The following is a 17165-nucleotide window of genomic DNA, read 5'->3' on the forward strand; positions in this document are numbered from 1 at the left end:
GTACGTGGAAATAGAAGGTACGTGGAAATAAAAAGGCGGGCCTTGGTGCCCGCCTTTTTTATGCTAACCTGCCGTGTACCTTAATCGCGGCAGCTAAGCCGTCGATTACAATGCCACTTTTGGAATTTGCCGGTCAGCTCAGGGCTTTGTTCGCCACGCGCCGGTATCGACGGGGCAGTGCGTGAAACAAGTTGAACAGGGTAAAGCAGCAAACGACGAATTCCAGACCGCTAACAGCGCGCTTCAGCGTGGCGAGCGAGTACGTGAGCTCCTGCAGCAGCGGGTAAAACTGCCATTTGATGAAAAACATCTGCACGGTTTGCTGGTTCGGCCGGAGTTAAATCAGGCGCTGATGGCCAACGTGGTGCCCGCCGGATTGCTGAACATTCACGGCCCTTGCGGCTATGGCAAGTCGGCCGCCGTTACCCAGGCGTTGCTGGCGTCTGATTTCTCCCCCGCTCATATTCGCTGGTTAACCCTGAACGCTCAAGATAACGCCCCCGAGCGTTTTTTAATGCTTCTAGCGGTAGCGCTGAATCAGCCTGAACCTGCACACAGCGGAGCCTTTGCTGACGGCTTGCAGTGGTTGCTGGCGGCCACAGAAAGGCCGGATTCGGCGAGTTTTCTGCCTCAAGTGCTGGTGCTAGACAACCTGGATGCAATCAGCAACCCGGCGGCCTTGGCATTGTTGCAACAACTGGTGGATAACCTGCCAGCGCAATTGCGCCTGCTAGGCATATCCCGTGGCCCATTAGCAATCAGTACCCATTCCCTAGAGCTGCAAAACCGTTTTACCAGCCTCGGCCCGGATAAACTCGAATTCAGTCGCAGCGAAGTGTTTGAATTTTTCGCCAGCGAACTGCGGCAACAGCAGTTGACCACCGTTTCGGTAGACCATCTTTACAGCCTCACCGAAGGCTGGCCAACGCCCCTTGGCTTGTACCGCGGTGAGCTGCGCAGTGGCCGCGAGCGCAAAGCCCTGCAAGACACCGCAAGTGTTCAGAAGTTTCTGGCGGATGCCGTATTGGGCCATTACACAAACGCGCAGCTGTTGGCGTTACGGGCGCTGGCCGAGCTTGACGTGTTTTCTGACGATTTGTTCACTGCCTTGGCGGATACTACGGCTGAACGAGCCTCAGCACCTTCACAAACAGCGCTCTCGCAGATAACGCCTACCTCCATAACACTTACGCAAATAGTACCCTCACAGGCGGTCGAGCGCGGCTTGCCCGCAAAGCTGATGGCCGGCCGTGGTCGCTGGTATCGGCTGAATCCACTGCTGCTGGATTGGTTGCAAACGCCGGTATTGAGCGGCAGCGCCCAGCGCATGTTGCGGGTGAGTGAGTGGTTCGCCCAGCGTCGGCAGTACTCCGAAGGTTTGAAATACGCTCTGTTGTCTGCAGACGTGGGGCAGATTCGGCGCATGGCCGCGGAAGGCTCCGAAGCTCTACTGCTGGGGCAAGACACCGCATCGCTGTTACGCCTGCGGCGTAGCTTGCCGGCAACGGTGCTGGCCGCCAATCCGCGGCTGCGGTTGGTTTTTGGCTGGGTACACGCCATTGGCGGGCAATGTCGCCAGGCAACCGAGCTGGTTGAACATCTGGGCGAGGTGGAAACACACGATATTCCACTTGGGCGAATTCAGGCCTTACAGGCGTTTATTGCTCGTTCACAGGGCCAGGTAGAGCCGGCCCTTGTGCTGGCCGAAGCTGCCCTCGAAGATCCGGAGTTATCCGTTCAGGGCCAGCTGGTTACCCAACTGGTGCGATCCAGCGCCTTATGTGCGCTCGGCCGTTTCGCCGATGCCCGGCAGGCCAGCCGCGAAGCCGCACGCCTGGCGCGACAGGCTGGCGATACCGGCTCCGAAGCCCTGGCGGTTTACGCCCATGCCCGCATCGAACTGAGCAAAGGCGAACTTCGCCATACCGAACACCTGCTGCGCAGCAGTCTGGACACGGCCATGCAAGAGTTGGCGCGGCCGGCGCGGGTAGGGGAAATCCGGCTACAGCTGAATCTCGCGCTGGTGTTATGGCACCAGGGTAGATATCAGGATGTAGATCGGGTTTTGGCCGTGTGCACCCGTCAGGCCGAACAAACCCGGGATCTGGGTCTGTTAATGGCTATGTGTTTACGGGTATTCATTTGCCGCGGCCAGAGCCATTTTGACGAGGCCTTTGCCTGGATTGCTCGCGCTGAACGCACCATGCAGTCATGGCAGGTCGACGGCGACCTTTACGTGCCGGTACTGGAAGCATTGAAAGCATCGTGCTGGCTGGCACAGCGCCAGACAGACAGAGCGGCCCAGGCGCTGGCCAAAATATTGCCTTATCGCCAGGCTGGCTATTCACCGGAACTCTTCCCTACCATGCCGGGGCTGATGGATTGCCTACAAGTGCGCATTGCCATGGCCCGCGGGGAATATGGCGCGGCCAGAACCCGGCTGAACGGCCTGCGTGCTGGCTATCGCGATGCTATTCCCATGGGCGTAGACATGCACATGAGCCTGTTAGACGCCGCGCTGCTTGCCCGGGAAAAAAGCCCAGCCCAAGCCGCCAAACGCCTGGTGAGTATTGTTGAGTTAGCAGCCAAAGAGCATTTCATCAGCCCGTTTAACGAGCTCAAACAAGAGCTTGAGCCGCTGCTACGGCAAACGTTTGACCAACTCCCAGCCAGTGCTTTCACCGACGCGCTGGCAAAACTGTTCGGCATCCACGCCGCGACAAGCACGATAGCGCCTCTGGCCGAGCCCATCAGCGAACGGGAAAAAGGCGTATTAGAGTGTATTGCCCGCGGCCTGTCGAATCAGGAAGTCGCAGACAAACTGCACATTTCACTGCACACCGTTAAAACCCACGCCCGCCGAATAAACGCCAAGCTGGGTGTAAAATCCCGTACCCAGGCCATTGTTCGAGCCCGCGAGTTGGGCGTGCTTTAAACCTCAGGCCCCGAATAGGATCCAAATCTGCATTCCCATTACCCGGCGTGCGGATGTTGCTGCTGAAAGTTGGAAAATCCAACAAGGGCGAAAGAAGTTTTAGTTTTCAGCGAAGATTCGATCATCAAAGCTGAAAGGTTCAATAGTGCCGACACGAACCTGTTTGAAGTCCGGATGCGTTGGTCGAAGGATGACGTTACGCTCGCCGGGGATGGCCGCGCTGGGTAACGATAGACCCGCTAAGCATCTCATCAATGGTTTTTGCGTGCTGTGGAGCACTCATGCGCCAGAGAGTAATAACACTCATGACGGTATGCCGTGCTCCATTCTGCCAATGAGAGTTTCAACCTCATTGTTGCCATATTCCGTTCGAGCATGTTCCAGAGGCGTCTCGCCCTTAAAAGCGTAGGCTGGGGATTTGAGCCACCGCAGCGCCTCTTCCTGGTCACCATGAAACATGTTGGTAGCAAGAGAGATCAATCGGGAATAGCGATAGACCTGGCCTGACTCTCTGCCGGTAAGTCGTTTCGCCTCACCTTTCATTCTACGATTAAAGGTAGCTTGTGAGATGTCCAGATATTTCAGCACTTTGTCTTTGGGAAGCTTGAGAACTTTTTTGATCCGATGAACACTTTCCAATGGGACGCCTTCGCTGATGATCTTGTAAAGATTCAAATGGCGCTTATCAACAGCTTCAGCGTCAATACCCATCACAACATCGATAAAAAAATGTTCCGGATTAGAAATCCAGCGAACAGTACCAGGCGCAACTTCTTCATTTGAAGGACGAAAAACTTTTGGATTCACTGATCTTCCACGCAGCTCACCCTGATTTGGTGTGCCGTGCATGTCATCACGAGCCGACATTTGATAGCCTCCAATTACTCATTTGATTTCATTGTAGGCCCGCGCATAAGCTATAGCCAGCGTAACCGTCTCAACAGGTGGCCCGACTGGTGAGCCACCACACCCTCAATCTACGGGGTGATCGCACGCTATCTGATTTGCATCAACCCGGGGGCATTTTTAAATCTTGAAACGGGCTGGCCCTCCGGCCTGTATTGGTATTGACACCCAGGCCTACCCTCAGCGCGCTTCTTCGTAAATGATCTTCACCAACGATCAAGCTGAAGTCCGTGTTGTTTGAGGTAATCACCCTCACGTTCCATATAAGCCTCCAGAGCACCAGTGATGCCTAACGCACCATCAGCGCCATCCCATACTTCGTTCACAAAATGCCGGGCGGCTGCGGCTCCCCGGCTGAAGCCGAAAACGTCGAATATCAGCTCGTCAATTGGTTCACTTGTTGCACGGTCAATTCGTGATGCGACATCATCACAACCCGATCTAATCTTGGCTAGGATTCCACGTTCCCCCATACCGGTTCCCATGGCCCAGGCATCGTCCTCTTTACCGGATTTGGTGCCAACGCCTGAGGCGTATACGCGGATACGGTGATTCTCTACGGTGAGCGTGTCGGTGGAAAAGGGTTGATAAAGCGTGTGGAGCTTCAGCACATTGGTCTCAGCATTAAGATAACTCCCCTCCATCAGTTGCGAGATTTCAGCGCTGCAGGCCTCCTCACTGGTGGCTCTCGCTGCCTGAGCGGTCAGGCCTTCATCTACTTTTCGCTCAAAGGCACCTGAGTTATCGCGGCTGTTGCCGGTGCCGTCGAAGAACATGCCAGCTTCAACGGTCACTTTGGGGCGGAAGTCAGACTGGCCTTCTGCATGGCGTTTCGAGGCGTCAATTTCTTCCGGGGTCGCGCCGTTCGCAATAATGGGACTGCTGCCGTGGCCGCGAACGGGACAAACGTGAGTGTCGCCAACGCAGGCGACTATGAGGTTGCTCATGATGTATTCCTTCCATGGATGATAACCAGTTTTAATCCGAAAACTGGCTTGCTTTAAGTCAACAATGCTTCTGGTTACCGGCCGCTTCTAGCGCGGCATCAGTTCGTTAATATTGCGAGCGCTGGCCAGTTGTTGCAAGTGAGCCGGGGTACGATCCTGCAAAATCTCGGCAAACGCCTGATCGTAAACGCTCAGATTGTTATTGCGAATCATCGCCGTTATCTCGCCGATGTACTCGTCCCCGCGCTCGGAGTAAAGCTCCAACCCTGCAGCCAGCCCCTTGCCAGACAGCGGTTCCTGTTGTTTGCGATCGGTCAGGCGAATATCCCGCAATGTTTGATAGGCAGGGTGGCGGTTCAGGTTCTGGATATAGGCCAGTACCGAACGATAGGGTGAAGAGAACTTCGCTACCTCGTGGCTGGCCCCCGACACCCGGCTAAGCGGCACCAGGCCGCAGCCAGCGGTGAAACACCATTGGCCGAACAGATTGTTCCCTTCCACCGCAAAACGCGACGTGCCCCAAGCGGACTCGTTAGCCGCCTGGGCCATAATCAGCGACGGCGGTATTACGTCCAGGCGCCTTTTCAGCTTGGCAATCTGGGCTTTGCCCGCCGGCGCAGGGTCTACCCGCAGGCGCTTGGCTTCGTCTTTCAGCCATTGCTTTTCTTTGCCGGTAAACTCGGATTTTGCCGCCAAAGCGTCCAGGTACTCGCGTTCCAATAAAATGCGGCTGTTGGCCAGCACAATGCGGGGGAACAGAAATTCAAAAAAAGCGGCTTTTTTTTCGTCAGTATCGGCGTAGCCAGAAAAATCTGGCAAAGGTGCATTGGCCCAGCCGGGCAACGCCGGTAGCGAGGCAAACTGAAACTCCTCGCCGGCATAGTCACGGCTGCTGAATGCACCAGGTGACGGTTTATAAAATGCTCCAAACAAAGCACCGGCAAGTAGCAATAGAATGAACGCCAAAGCATGACGCTTCTTGGCAGCGGGGGAAGGTGCGCCTGTGTTGACTGACATATCACCTCTGGGCTCGGTAATAACCTGATTGGTTATTGTGGTTAGGTGATTAAAATACCAGCAGCGCGGCCAATACACAAAAATCCCCGGGCCGCAGTGCGCGGGCCGGGGATTTTTTCAGGCCTGGCGGCAAATCGATCAGAAGTACAATTTCATACCGGCCATAACGCCTTCATCCAGGTTCAGATCGCTGCGGCCATCCAAATCTGTGTTCAGGTAGCGGTAACCACCAAACAGCTCTGCGTTACGAATGACACGGTAGCTGACACGGGCTTCAAGGCTGGCCATGTCATCGGAATCGCCAAACGCCAGAATGCTGGGCGCATAGTGCAGGCCGCCAGTGACAGACAAACCCGGTACATCGGGAATATTCACCGTTGCATAGCCACCCAGCGCCAAAGCGCCGCCGTCGACCCGGTCGTCGTCCCAACCGATCAGTCGCATACCAAGGCCTGCGGTGGTAGGCAGATTACCAAGGGCTGTGCGGCCTTGGGCGTGAAAATCCACGTTGCCGATGTGGCGGCTGCCTTCGTGGTAGGTGTAACCGGCGCCCAACTGCATGTCGTCGCGGCTGTCAAAAAAGTTCATCTGTGCTTTTGCGGAATCTTTGGTCAAGCTCAGGTCAACGTCGCTGGCAAGCGCAGGTGCTGCGCTCATAGCAAGTGACAGGGCCATCAGGGAAATACGAGAGGCTTTCATAATGCTACCTTTTTGGTGATGAAAGAGTGATGAGTGGGTCATGAACGAAAGTGTAAGCGGCCGGCAATGGCGGAATGCTCTTAAAATGATGATAAAGCGCACGACGGAAACCCACAACTTAAAAGCCCGTAACCGCTGGGTATGAATGGTCAGCACAATCCACACTGTTTTTTAAAAAGCACTCAGTGCCGGGTGTCGTCTTCCAGCTGGTCCAGTTGGTCCAGGTCTTCCGAGCTTACATTCTGTGCCGGTACCCGGTACTCCTCATTGGCCCAGGCGCCCAGGTCAATCAACTTGCAGCGGTGCGAGCAGAATGGGCGCTCCGGATTGGCATCGGTCCATTTCACGGTTTTACGGCAGGTGGGGCATTCAACGTTCATGGCAACCTATCTAATCATTGGTGAAAGAAATTTATCTGATTATTTATGAAGTAAAAAACCTAACGAAAACAGCTTAACAAACCGTCAGCACCTCTACGCGGCTGCCGGTTTCGTCGGTCACAAATCGAAAACGCACATTCACATCGTACAGATGCGCGCCGTAAATTCGCTCTTCTTCGCGGCCGCGGCGAAACGACGGGCGCGGATCGTAGCTCACCACATCCTCAATCAGCGAAGCAAAATCCGGATATTTTTGTGGAGATTCCTTTGACGAATTTTCTAAAGAATGCTCTGAACAAAGCTCATCCAGCTGCTGCTGTGCCTCGGGTAAAAATACCACCGGCAAACGCTCTACCGGCGCCTCCGCGGCCCAACCCAGGTGTGCGCCGTTTACCGCGTCTGCGAAGGGAAGGTAGGGCTTTATGTCCAGAATGGGTGTGCCTTCAATTAAGTCGTGATCACTGATTTGCAACACCAGCTTGCCTTGCTTGCGCACCAGCCCGCGGTTACGCACAACCGACAGCCCCAGGCTGTTGGGGCGAAACGGCGAACGGCTGGCAAACACGCCAATCTTTTGGTTGCCTCCCAAACGGGGTGGCCGCACCACAGGCCGCCACTCGGCTCGCACCGCCTGGTGGAACTGAAATGTTAGCCAAAGGTGGCTGGCGCTCTCCAAGCCGCGAAAAGCGTCCTCGCGGTCAAATGGCGGCTGAATCAGCAAGTCGGCGTGGGCGTGGCGGGTTAACCCCGGCTGCCGCGGCACGCCAAACTTATCAGCAAAGCAGGAGCGGGTGATAGCAATGGGCGTGAGTGTAAGGGCTTCAGTGGCATCTTTCGCGTTATGGCGGGGCATAGGCGTTAGTTGCGCCGAACAATGTTGCCGGAAAAATACATCTCCAGTCGCAAAACCAGTGAACTGTCGTCTTTAAACGAATTCTCCCGCTCAAACTGCAGCGCCGGAATTACCTCTCCGAACAACCAGTCGCTGTACATACGATAGCGCCAGGTTACGTCGGCAAAGGCTTCGGTGGTTCGCCAGCCGGGCTGGCTTTCACCCAGCACACCCACACGGGGCGTAAGCACCGCACGGTTATTCAACCGCTTGCTAACGCTAAACACTTGGGCTGCCACAAACTCCCTGTCGCTGTGTACCCATTCAAGCTCAGACGAGTTTATAAACTCCCAGCCCTTACCTAAATCGTGCCGCGCCTCAAACCAGCTGCGCGAACCCCAGCCGTTTTGATGGTAATAATAAAAACGCTGTTGAGCCAACAAGCCCCAGTCGCCAGATGGCTGCCAGTTCTTGCGCACGGTGGCGCGCCAGAATGCATCGGGGGGCAAGTGCAGGCGCGCGCCAAAATCATTGGAGAAATTAACCGAGTCACCCACCTGGCCCAAAAACCGGAGAGCGCCCGTGGTACCGGTTGAAGAGCGTTCCGGTTCTGTAAGCTGACGGTCGCGCTGCCGCTCTGCCAGCGGAATCAGCTCGTCGCTTTCGCTTTCAATCACCAGTCTGAGCTTTTTGCGGGCAGTGGGTATATCCACCCGAAAGCGCACCTCTGGCTCAAAATCCAACATTGCGCCGGCACGGGTTTCGGTGGCAAAGCTTAGCCGCAAATAACTCTCGTTCATTGGTAAGCTGTGACGTTCGCCGGACAGGGTTCGGTCTGCCCACTGCCCCAGCTGTCCCACGCGCTCACCTTGAGTGCGCTCCTGCAACAGCACCCAGTTACTGAAGGTCATCCAATAGGAATCTTCCGGTTCGGCCCAATATTCCTCTGGCGCGAAGTCGTAAAAGTTGCTGGGTAACGCCTGCGGGGCAAGGTGCTGTGGAATAGATCGCTGGTAGAACTGTATTGAAGGTTCCAGTGCATGGGTTGATGGCGCTGTAAGCAATGCAGCAAGAGTAACGAACCCCGCGCCAAATAGCTGGCACCGGTTAATGGCCAAATTCCACCAGCAGGGCATTGTGGGCGTCTCGCACCTGTTGGCGCATGTTGTCTTTGGTGCCGCCGTTATCAATAATCAGGTCGGCTTTATCCAGCCGCTGCTGGCGCGGAATCTGGGCGGCAATAATGCGTTCAACCTGGTCTCGCGGGTTGTTGTCCCGGGCCATGGTGCGCTGTATTTGCACGCTTTCCGGGCTGTCTATCACAATCACCCGCTCGGTAATGGTGTGCTGAATGGTTTCAAACAACAGCGGCGACACCAGCAACACGTAAGGCAAGTTGTAGTCGTCGGGCTTTAGCTGGCGCTCAAGTTCTGTGTGAATAATGGGATGTATCAATTCTTCCAGCCACCTTCGCTCGTCGGCGTCATCAAACACCAGCTTGCGCAAGGCTGCGCGATTCAGAGCGCCACCAGACGTCAAAATGTTGTGGCTAAAATGCTCGGCAATCAGCTCCAGCGCTCGGGTGCCGGGCTCTACCACCTGGCGGGCGACATCGTCTGCGTCTACCCAATGCACGCCAAGGGCGCCAAAGAGGCTGGCAACCATCGATTTTCCTGATCCAATACCACCGGTCAGCCCCACAATTTTGGGTGCCATACGCGCGCCTACTCCTTATGAAACCAAAGCTATGCAGCCAAGCTTATAAATCAAGCTTAAGCATCAAGTTTGTACACCAAGAAAACCGAACCACACACCCACAATTTCATCACCAAACCACAAACACAGCAAGCCAGCCGTGGCCAAATAAGGCCCAAACGGAATGGGCACCTCGCGGCCCTGCTTTTTGAACACCATCAAGGCTATACCAACAGCTGCGCCCACAACAGAGGATAACAGAATAACCGCCGGCAATAACGTCCAACCCAGCCAAGCACCCAGCGCTGCCAGCAGCTTGAAATCGCCGTAGCCCATGCCCTCTTTACCGGTCACCAGCTTGAACAGCCAGTACACCGACCAAAGCGCCAGGTAACCGACAACGGCGCCCCAGAAAGCTTCGTTAAAAGGCACCAGCTGGCCAAAGTAATTCACCATCAGCCCTAACCACAGCAAGGGCAGGGTGATGGAGTCTGGCAGCAGTTGAGTATCAAAATCAATCATCGTCAGCGCGATCAGCGCCCACACCAGCAATAACGCCCAAAGCGCCGCAGGTGTCGGCCCCAGCAGGTACACGGTAAGCACCGAGAACACCGCTGTTACCAGCTCAATAATCGGGTAGCGCACTGAAATCGGTTGGCTGCAACTGGCGCACTTGCCTTTCAGTACTAGGTAGCTGATGACCGGTACATTCTCCCAGGCGCGAATGCCGTGGCCGCAGTGGGGGCAAGTGGAGGCCGGCTTTGACAGGCTGATCACCTTCACCGGTTCCCGCCTGGCATCCGGTACTTCCAAAAGCTCTTCACACTGGCAGCGCCATTCCTGCTGCATCATCGCCGGCAGGCGAAAAATAACCACGTTCAGAAAACTGCCAATGCACAAAGACATAAAAGCAACCATGGTGTACAGCAACCAGGGTGTGTCCAGAAAAATGCTTAAATCGACCATGAATTAAACAACCTGGCCCATTTGGAAGATCGGTAGATACATGGCGATAATCAGGCCACCCACCAGAATGCCCAGCACAACCATGATCATCGGCTCCATCAGCGCAGTCAGGTTGTCCACCATGTCATCCACTACGGCCTCGTAGTTCTCGGCCACTTTTTCCAGCATTTCGTCCAGGTTACCGGATTCCTCGCCAATCGCCGTCAGCTGAACCGCCATCACCGGAAACACGTCCTGCGCGCGCATAGAAGCCTGAAGCTGCGTACCGCTGGAAACATCACTGCGAATGCGCATGATGGCATCCCGATAAACCGCGTTGCCGGTCGCGCCCGCAACGGATTCAAGGGCATCTACAAGGGGAACACCGGCTGCGAAGGTGGTTGAAAGCACCCGGCCAAACTTCGCGACGGCGGATTTGTCCAGAATTTCCCCCATAATCGGCAGCTTCAGCACGTATTTGTCGACAATGTCTGAAAACTTCTGCGACCGCCGTTTTGACTCTTTGAATAAAACAATGGTGCCGATAATGCCCAGCATCACCACGAACCACCAGGTTTGCATCCATTCTGACAGGCGCACCACCATCTGGGTGAACACCGGCAGTTCCGCACCAAACCCGTTAAACAGCGATTCAAACTGCGGCACTACTTTTACCAGCAAAATGGCCGTTACCACGATCGCAACCACCACAACAGCGATGGGGTAAGTCATTGCCTTCTTAACTTTCTTCTTCAGAATTTCTGTTTTTTCCATGTAGGTGGCAATACGGTCGAGCATCTTCTCGAGCGCACCGGCTTTTTCGCCCGAATCCACCAGATTGCAGTATAGGTCGTCAAATTGACGGGGGTTCTTACGCAACGACCCCGCGAAACTGTTACCAGAAGCAATGTCGTTCCGAACCGACATCACTAGTTCCTGCAGGCCTTTGTTTTCCAAACCATCGGCCACAATGTCAAAGCTTTGCACCAGGGGTACGCCGGCTTTCATCATGGTGGCCAGCTGGCGGGTGAGCATGGCAATGTCAAAGGGCGTAATTTTTTTGCTGCCACCGAACAAGGGCTTGGATTTCTTTTTCACCTTGTCTGGAACTATGCCCTGCTTGCGCAACTGGACCTTGGCCAAAGCCAGGCTAACGCCAGGCATCTCACCCTTGGCTTTGTTGCCCCGGCGATCTTTGCCTTCCCATATATAGGATTCCAGTTTCTTCGCTTTCTGAGCCATGCTTAATCCTTGGTCACGCGGTTGGCTTCTTCAAGGCTGGTTACACCCTCAATCACTTTTAACAGGGCGGATTGGCGCAGGGTTCGGAAGCCTTCGGCCTGAGCTGCTTTTGCAATCTTGATAGAGCTGGCCTCTTCCATAATCATATTGGCCAGCTGCTTGGTTACTTTAACCACCTCGTAAATGCCGACGCGGCCTTTGTAACCATTAGTGCATTTATCACAGCCCTTCGGGTGGTACAACGTGAACCCTGTGTCAATTTGTTCAGTTGAGAACCCTTCGGCTAAAAGTACGTCTTTTGGAACGTCTCCGGCCTGTTTGCAGCTGCAAAGTCGCCGGCCCAGGCGCTGGGCAATAATCAGGCTAACAGACGTGGCAATATTAAACGCAGGCACGCCCATGTTCATCATACGGGTTAAGGTTTCGGCGGCGCTGTTGGTGTGCAGGGTGGATAACACAAGGTGACCGGTTTGCGCCGCTTTGATGGCAATGTTGGCGGTTTCCAGATCTCGAATCTCGCCCACCATAATAACGTCGGGGTCTTGCCGCAAAAACGCCCGCAGCGCTTCGGCGAAACCAAGCCCTACTTTGTTGTTCACGTTTACCTGATTCACGCCTTCCAGGTTGATTTCCGCCGGGTCTTCCGCGGTGGAAATATTGCGCTCGTCGGTGTTTAGAATATTCAGGCCGGTATACAGCGACACGGTTTTACCGGAACCGGTGGGGCCCGTTACCAGAATCATGCCCTGGGGTTGCGCCAGGGCGTCCATATACAGCTTCTTCTGATCTTCCTCATAGCCAAGGGCGTCAATGCCCAGCTTGGCCTGGCTGGGGTCCAGAATACGCAGTACGATTTTCTCGCCCCACAAGGTGGGCAGGGTGTTCACCCGAAAATCGATGGACTTGGTTTTGGACAGCTTCATTTTTATGCGGCCGTCTTGCGGCAAGCGCCGCTCGGAAATATCCAGCTGCGCCATGATTTTTATTCGCGCGGATATTTTTGGTGCCAGCTTTATAGAGGGTCGCGACATTTCTTTCAGAATGCCGTCAGTGCGAAAGCGTACGCGGTAGGTTTTCTCGTAAGGTTCAAAGTGAACGTCTGACGAGCCTCCGCGAATCGCATCCAGCAGCATCTTGTTCACATACTTTACGATGGGCGCATCGTCTATTTCGGCAACAACCACTGCGCCGTCGTCTTCGTTTCCATCCGCGCCTTCGGTTTCGATATCTGTCAGGTCGGAATCGCCTAGGTCGCCCATGGAACTTTCATTAGACGCCAGATACTTTTCGATAGCCGCGCGTAGCTTGGCGTCGTCCACTAGGATCGCATCGGTACTTAAGCCGGTGTTGAACTTGATTTCGTCCAGTGCCTGAACGTTGGTGGGGTCGCTCACCGCAATAAACAGCCGGTTGCCACGCTTATAAAGGGGCAGGGCGTTGTGCTTGAGCAGCAGTTTTTCGTCTACCAGCTTGTCTGGCATCATCTCCGGCAAAAACGCATCCAGGTCCAACACCGAAATACCAAACTCCATGGCCGCCGAAAACGCCAGCGCTGAGCTGTCTGCCAGCTTGTGTTGGGTCAGGTAGGTAATCAGCGGAATGCGATTTTGCGACGCCTGCAAAAAGGCGTCTTTGGCGGTGGATTCATCCAGCAAGCCGTCGCTCACAAAGCGCCGTGCCAGACCCGTTAAGGTGATGTTGCTTGTGTTTGCTGTCATAGATTGGGGCGCTGCAGCCTGATGGTTGGGGTGCGGGTAATAGCGAGGGTTGAGTTTAGATGGGTGGGGGCGGTTTGGAAAGCTTGGGGTGGGTTGGGGGTGTGCGGGTTGGAAGTGACAAAAATTGTCAGGTTTTGACGTTGGGTGGTGGGGGTTTTGGTTTTTGGTCAATGGGGGTCGTTTTACGAAAGGCGGGAGTGCGTTGATTTATTGCTATATTTAGGAAAATGAATCAATTGGCACGGGCTCTGCGCGGTATTTTAAAATTTGAAAAGATTTCCTAACGATAACGATAGAGGTGTTCCTGTGAGAAATATGCAAATGAAGAATAGTCAGCAGGGCTTTACGCTGATTGAATTGATGATTGTTGTGGCTATTATTGGTATTTTGGCGGTGATTGCTATTCCGCAGTATCAAAGCTATGTGGCTCGTGCGCAGGTTGCCCGTGTCGTTGGCGAAGTGAATTCGCTGAAAACCGCAGCTGAAGATATGATGTTGCAAGGTAAGATGGATGATAATGTAACAGTACTACAATTGGGATTTTCTGGTTCGAATTTACTTGGGGAAGTGCCTGATCCGGCTGACGATGCTGATGACGGTGCGACTTTAGATAATCCATCACTAGCTCTTGCCGTCGGTGAGCTAACTATGGCGGCCACGCTCAATGGCGACGTTGCTTCTGCTATTAAAGGTTCTACGGTAACTTTGACTCGCACAGCTAAAGGTAGTTGGAGCTGTAAAACTGCGTCAGGCGGAGCTGCTGGTTGGGATGATGACTACGCGCCAGCCGGCTGCAAGCCATAGAGTGATTGATCACAAATCTGATCATGGACAGGCACTGTTAATTCGCCGTCTAATCAGTTGCTTGCAGGGTAAGCCGATATAATCATGGACAGTCACCTCGCCGTTCATTCTGACCTATCTTCCAAGCAGTTCGGCATACTAACAAGCCTGAACGGCCTTATAACGACGATGCATAACCGATACCTTGACGTCTCCAGACTGGCTCATCCTTCAAACCAGAATCCGTGACAGTTCGGTTCCCTATTACGAACTCGAACCAAGAAGCCAACAGACTCTCCTGAGAGGCGTTGGACAGCTGCTGTTTGGCACCGCCAATGGTGTGGCCCTGGTCATACAACAAGCTGCGAATCTGGCGGATAGTGATGACGTCTGCGCGCTGGTAATAACGGCGGTTACCGCGACGCTTGACTGGGGACAGGTGGGGGAATTCCTGTTCCCAGTAGCGCAGTACGTGGGCTTTTACGGCGCACAGTTCTGCTACTTCGCCGATGGCGAAATAGCGTTTGCCGGGGATGGCAGGTAGTTCGTTGTTGTTGCTGGGTTTCGATCTGGCTGTACCAGGGATAGACTTCAAGTGGGGACGGACTTGAAGTCTGTCCCCTACCTCCAAGCTCCAAGCGGGGACAGATTTTAAATCTGTCCCCATCTGTTTATTGCTCGATGCAACGTAGGCTTCTACTTTTGCTTTGAGTTTCTGGCCGGGGCGGAAGGTGACGACGCGGCGGGCGCAGATGGGGATTTCTTCACCGGTTTTTGGGTTGCGGCCGGCGCGCTCTTTTTTGTCGCGCAGGTCAAAGTTGCCAAATCCTGACAATTTCACCTGTTCGCTGTGGCTGAGTGCGCCGCGGATCTCGTCAAAGAACGCCTCTACCATTTCGTTGGCTTCACGTTTGTTCAGGCCAAGTTCGTCGTACAGGCTATAGCATCCAAAGGGCAATTCTCCAGATAAAACTGGTCGACGATCACCCGCCATTCTTTCGAGATATCGGCGAGCAAGAACGAGTGCCTGTCCACGCGTCGTCGCGTCCCTTGGTTGCCGTTGTAATGCTTGTAGCTCACATTGAATTGCGGTCAGTGCTTGATCTCTGACTTTAACCGACTGACCTCATCAACCGTCAAACCAGCAATCTCTGCAATCATCTGATCATCCATTTCAGTGCGGTTGATCAGGTTACGGGCGATTTGTTCAGCCTTCATGTGTTCACCTTCTTGGCGACCTTCCTGGCGCCCTGCCAGCATGCCCTCAAGTCGCTCCTTCTTAACCAAATTTTCAAGATTTTCTGCCAACATATCTCTATCCTCCACCAAACTGCTCAACCGATCCAAATCAAGCCTGGCCTTGGGAGCCACTCTCTGTAAATGGCGCTTGATCCAACGAGTAATGATTTTGTCCACCCGATCTTTGTTCGGGTCTGAGGAAGGAGTGCCTGTCCACAAATCTGATCATGGACAGACACTGTTAATTCGTAGTCTAATCAGTTGCTTGCAGGGTAAGTGGATTGTTTATGGGTAGACGTAATGAAATCTGATCATGGACAGGCACCACGAATATCTCGATTGATCATATGCTTACAAAAAAGGCTCGCGGATTCGTCCCCGGGCCTTCTTGCTGTTCTGGGCAGCGGATCATGGACCGGCACACAAGATTCCTCTCAATAATCAGAGCGACCCGGCGTTATGCCAGGGTCTTAGCCTTGTCGTGCGATTTACGCATCCTTTCCAAAGCTGCCTCAGATAGAAACGCAGAGCGTGACCGCGCCTCGTTCGGGTGCTCCTTCACATATCTGTCAATCTGACGCAAAACCAAACGGGGCACGGTGATATTGATCTTTTCCGCCTTGCCCAGGAATGGTGTTACATCGATCTCGATGAAGCCCCACACCGCACCCTCAAAGTCTGTGTTTGTACGGTGCTCCGCAATGGAGTTTGCAGTAGGAATGTCTTCTCCAAATTCTGCTAATAGCTCAAGGTGACCAAGAATTGCCTCACGTGCGTTGTCTAAAGCCTTGTCTTCATTGCTGCCTGCAGAGAAGCAGCCAGGAATATCGGGCACAGTAACGCCGTAGTTCTTTCCGTCATCTGTATGAAGTGCTACTGGGAAACGCATAACGATTACCTCAAGTGTGATCAGTGGCCCTTTGGGGCCGTTATTTCCAACCGGCCTGCTTCCAGATATTGTTCAATGTACCCTTTGGCAGTTCCGACTTAGGGTGTGGCAGCGTAACCAGCCCCGGCTTTGTGGGATGCTTAAAGTGATGATGGCACCCATTCACTCGCACCAACTCCCAGCCATCTTTTTCCAGTTTCTTTTGAGTGATCATGGACAGGCACTGTTAAAAACTGATCATGGACAGGCACAACTAATATCGTTATTTATCAATCTGATCATGGGCATGATCATGGACAGGCACAGCTCAGGATCGGGCACAGCTCAGGATCGACGGTGTGCTCGGCTGTAAACCTCGCCACCCTCCCGCTTGCCAACGGCCACCACGGTTACGACAACCCGGTTATCCTCGACCTCATACACCAAACGATATCCGGCGCTACGTAACTTAATTTTGTAGCAGTTAGACAGGCCAAAAAGGGCATCCGCCGGCACATGTGGCTCTTTGAGCCGCTGTTTTAGTTTTTTCTTAAACTGCTGTTGAAGAACTGGCGCAAGTTTTTTCCATTCTTTCAAAGCAGAAGCTTTAAACTCAAGGGCGTACTTATAAGTCATCTAAGTTAACCGGAATGCCTGGCTCTGCGCGGCGAGACTCTACCAGGCGCGTTAACTCCTGATCGTCCAGGCGGTCCAGTATGGCTTCATAGACATCGGCCGGCACGCAATAAAAGGCCGGTTTGTTCCGATTTAGCACAGCAATCGGAAATCCCTCGCCGGCGTTCACAGCAGCCATCGGGTTTTTTTTCAACTCGGAAATGCTAGCTGTAATTTCGGTGTAAACGGGCTGTGTCATATGCAAACCTCTAAGACCTGTTAATAGGTCTTAGAGTATCATAAGCTAGCCTCTTGAAAATGGTTTGTTCGAATGACCATGGACA

General features: G+C 53.8%; 19 protein-coding genes and 1 pseudogene. 2 read left to right on the forward strand and 18 right to left on the reverse strand.

Translation table 11 applies throughout. From position 1 onward, the window contains the following. Window positions 1–181 precede the first annotated feature (181 nt). The gene (locus tag ATI45_RS20540) at window positions 182–2935 is read left to right on the forward strand and encodes a LuxR C-terminal-related transcriptional regulator (protein ID WP_098421405.1); all 2754 of its coding nucleotides are present in this window, start codon (window positions 182–184) and stop codon (window positions 2933–2935) included. Between the two features lie 303 nt (window positions 2936–3238). Here ATI45_RS20540 and ATI45_RS20545 read toward each other — a convergent pair whose 3' ends face one another. From ATI45_RS20545 to pilB, 11 genes are all read right to left on the reverse strand, one after another. Continuing rightward, complete coding sequence (locus ATI45_RS20545; protein WP_007348856.1) at window positions 3239–3802, reverse strand: antitoxin Xre/MbcA/ParS toxin-binding domain-containing protein; 564 nt, start codon at window positions 3800–3802, stop codon at window positions 3239–3241. A gap of 245 nt (window positions 3803–4047) precedes the next feature. After that, window positions 4048–4788, reverse strand: a complete 741-nt coding sequence (locus ATI45_RS20550) for a phospholipase effector Tle1 domain-containing protein (protein WP_228736032.1) — start codon at window positions 4786–4788, stop codon at window positions 4048–4050. A gap of 87 nt (window positions 4789–4875) precedes the next feature. Continuing rightward, window positions 4876–5805: a glucosaminidase domain-containing protein gene (locus tag ATI45_RS20555; RefSeq protein WP_098421406.1), complete on the reverse strand. Its 930-nt coding sequence runs from the start codon at window positions 5803–5805 to the stop codon at window positions 4876–4878. A 138-nt stretch (window positions 5806–5943) separates the two neighbouring features. After that, window positions 5944–6504, reverse strand: coding sequence for a YfaZ family outer membrane protein (locus ATI45_RS20560; protein ID WP_098421407.1), 561 nt, complete (start codon window positions 6502–6504; stop codon window positions 5944–5946). A 182-nt stretch (window positions 6505–6686) separates the two neighbouring features. Continuing rightward, entirely contained in the window at window positions 6687–6884 is a 198-nt protein-coding gene (gene yacG / locus ATI45_RS20565) for a DNA gyrase inhibitor YacG (RefSeq protein ID WP_098421408.1), read from the reverse strand. 73 nt (window positions 6885–6957) lie between these two features. Beyond that, window positions 6958–7737: a tRNA (N6-threonylcarbamoyladenosine(37)-N6)-methyltransferase TrmO gene (gene tsaA, locus ATI45_RS20570; RefSeq protein WP_098421409.1), complete on the reverse strand. Its 780-nt coding sequence runs from the start codon at window positions 7735–7737 to the stop codon at window positions 6958–6960. A gap of 5 nt (window positions 7738–7742) precedes the next feature. Beyond that, window positions 7743–8852 carry a hypothetical protein gene (locus tag ATI45_RS20575; protein WP_179888144.1) on the reverse strand — a complete coding sequence of 370 codons (1110 nt, stop codon included), beginning with the start codon at window positions 8850–8852 and terminating at the stop codon, window positions 7743–7745. Then, entirely contained in the window at window positions 8824–9432 is a 609-nt protein-coding gene (coaE, locus tag ATI45_RS20580) for a dephospho-CoA kinase (RefSeq protein WP_098421410.1), read from the reverse strand. Before coaE ends, ATI45_RS20575 begins: the two co-directional genes overlap by 29 nt. A 63-nt stretch (window positions 9433–9495) precedes the next feature. Further along, window positions 9496–10377, reverse strand: coding sequence for a prepilin peptidase (locus ATI45_RS20585; protein WP_098421411.1), 882 nt, complete (start codon window positions 10375–10377; stop codon window positions 9496–9498). A 3-nt stretch (window positions 10378–10380) separates the two neighbouring features. Continuing rightward, window positions 10381–11598, reverse strand: coding sequence for a type II secretion system F family protein (locus tag ATI45_RS20590; protein WP_098421412.1), 1218 nt, complete (start codon window positions 11596–11598; stop codon window positions 10381–10383). A 2-nt stretch (window positions 11599–11600) separates the two neighbouring features. After that, window positions 11601–13316 carry a type IV-A pilus assembly ATPase PilB gene (pilB, locus tag ATI45_RS20595; RefSeq protein WP_098421413.1) on the reverse strand — a complete coding sequence of 572 codons (1716 nt, stop codon included), beginning with the start codon at window positions 13314–13316 and terminating at the stop codon, window positions 11601–11603. A 321-nt stretch (window positions 13317–13637) separates the two neighbouring features. On the opposite strand from pilB, the gene ATI45_RS20600 reads away from it, so the two are divergent. Continuing rightward, window positions 13638–14120, forward strand: coding sequence for a pilin (locus tag ATI45_RS20600; RefSeq protein ID WP_098421846.1), 483 nt, complete (start codon window positions 13638–13640; stop codon window positions 14118–14120). A gap of 157 nt (window positions 14121–14277) precedes the next feature. Here ATI45_RS20600 and ATI45_RS20605 read toward each other — a convergent pair whose 3' ends face one another. The 7 genes and pseudogenes from ATI45_RS20605 to ATI45_RS20635 all read right to left on the reverse strand — a co-directional run bounded on the left by ATI45_RS20605 (window position 14278) and on the right by ATI45_RS20635 (window position 17080). Next, entirely contained in the window at window positions 14278–14685 is a 408-nt protein-coding gene (locus tag ATI45_RS20605; protein WP_416376598.1) for a MerR family transcriptional regulator, read from the reverse strand. An 87-nt stretch (window positions 14686–14772) separates the two neighbouring features. Further along, window positions 14773–15093 (reverse strand): annotated as a pseudogene (gene ihfA / locus ATI45_RS20610) (integration host factor subunit alpha); the annotation flags it as partial. A gap of 98 nt (window positions 15094–15191) precedes the next feature. Further along, window positions 15192–15515 (reverse strand): hypothetical protein, encoded by a 324-nt coding sequence (locus ATI45_RS20615; protein WP_228706127.1) that lies wholly within the window; start codon window positions 15513–15515, stop codon window positions 15192–15194. 280 nt (window positions 15516–15795) lie between these two features. Next, the gene (locus tag ATI45_RS20620; protein WP_098421415.1) at window positions 15796–16227 is read right to left on the reverse strand and encodes a type II toxin-antitoxin system HicB family antitoxin; all 432 of its coding nucleotides are present in this window, start codon (window positions 16225–16227) and stop codon (window positions 15796–15798) included. Between the two features lie 40 nt (window positions 16228–16267). After that, window positions 16268–16441: a type II toxin-antitoxin system HicA family toxin gene (locus ATI45_RS20625; protein WP_098421416.1), complete on the reverse strand. Its 174-nt coding sequence runs from the start codon at window positions 16439–16441 to the stop codon at window positions 16268–16270. 110 nt (window positions 16442–16551) lie between these two features. Beyond that, the gene (locus ATI45_RS20630) at window positions 16552–16842 is read right to left on the reverse strand and encodes a type II toxin-antitoxin system RelE family toxin (protein WP_098421417.1); all 291 of its coding nucleotides are present in this window, start codon (window positions 16840–16842) and stop codon (window positions 16552–16554) included. Next, window positions 16832–17080, reverse strand: a complete 249-nt coding sequence (locus ATI45_RS20635; RefSeq protein ID WP_098421418.1) for a type II toxin-antitoxin system Phd/YefM family antitoxin — start codon at window positions 17078–17080, stop codon at window positions 16832–16834. Before ATI45_RS20635 ends, ATI45_RS20630 begins: the two co-directional genes overlap by 11 nt. Window positions 17081–17165: the final 85 nt, after the last annotated feature.

It is taken from the genome of Marinobacter sp. LV10MA510-1, assembly GCF_002563885.1.
Classification (GTDB): domain Bacteria; phylum Pseudomonadota; class Gammaproteobacteria; order Pseudomonadales; family Oleiphilaceae; genus Marinobacter.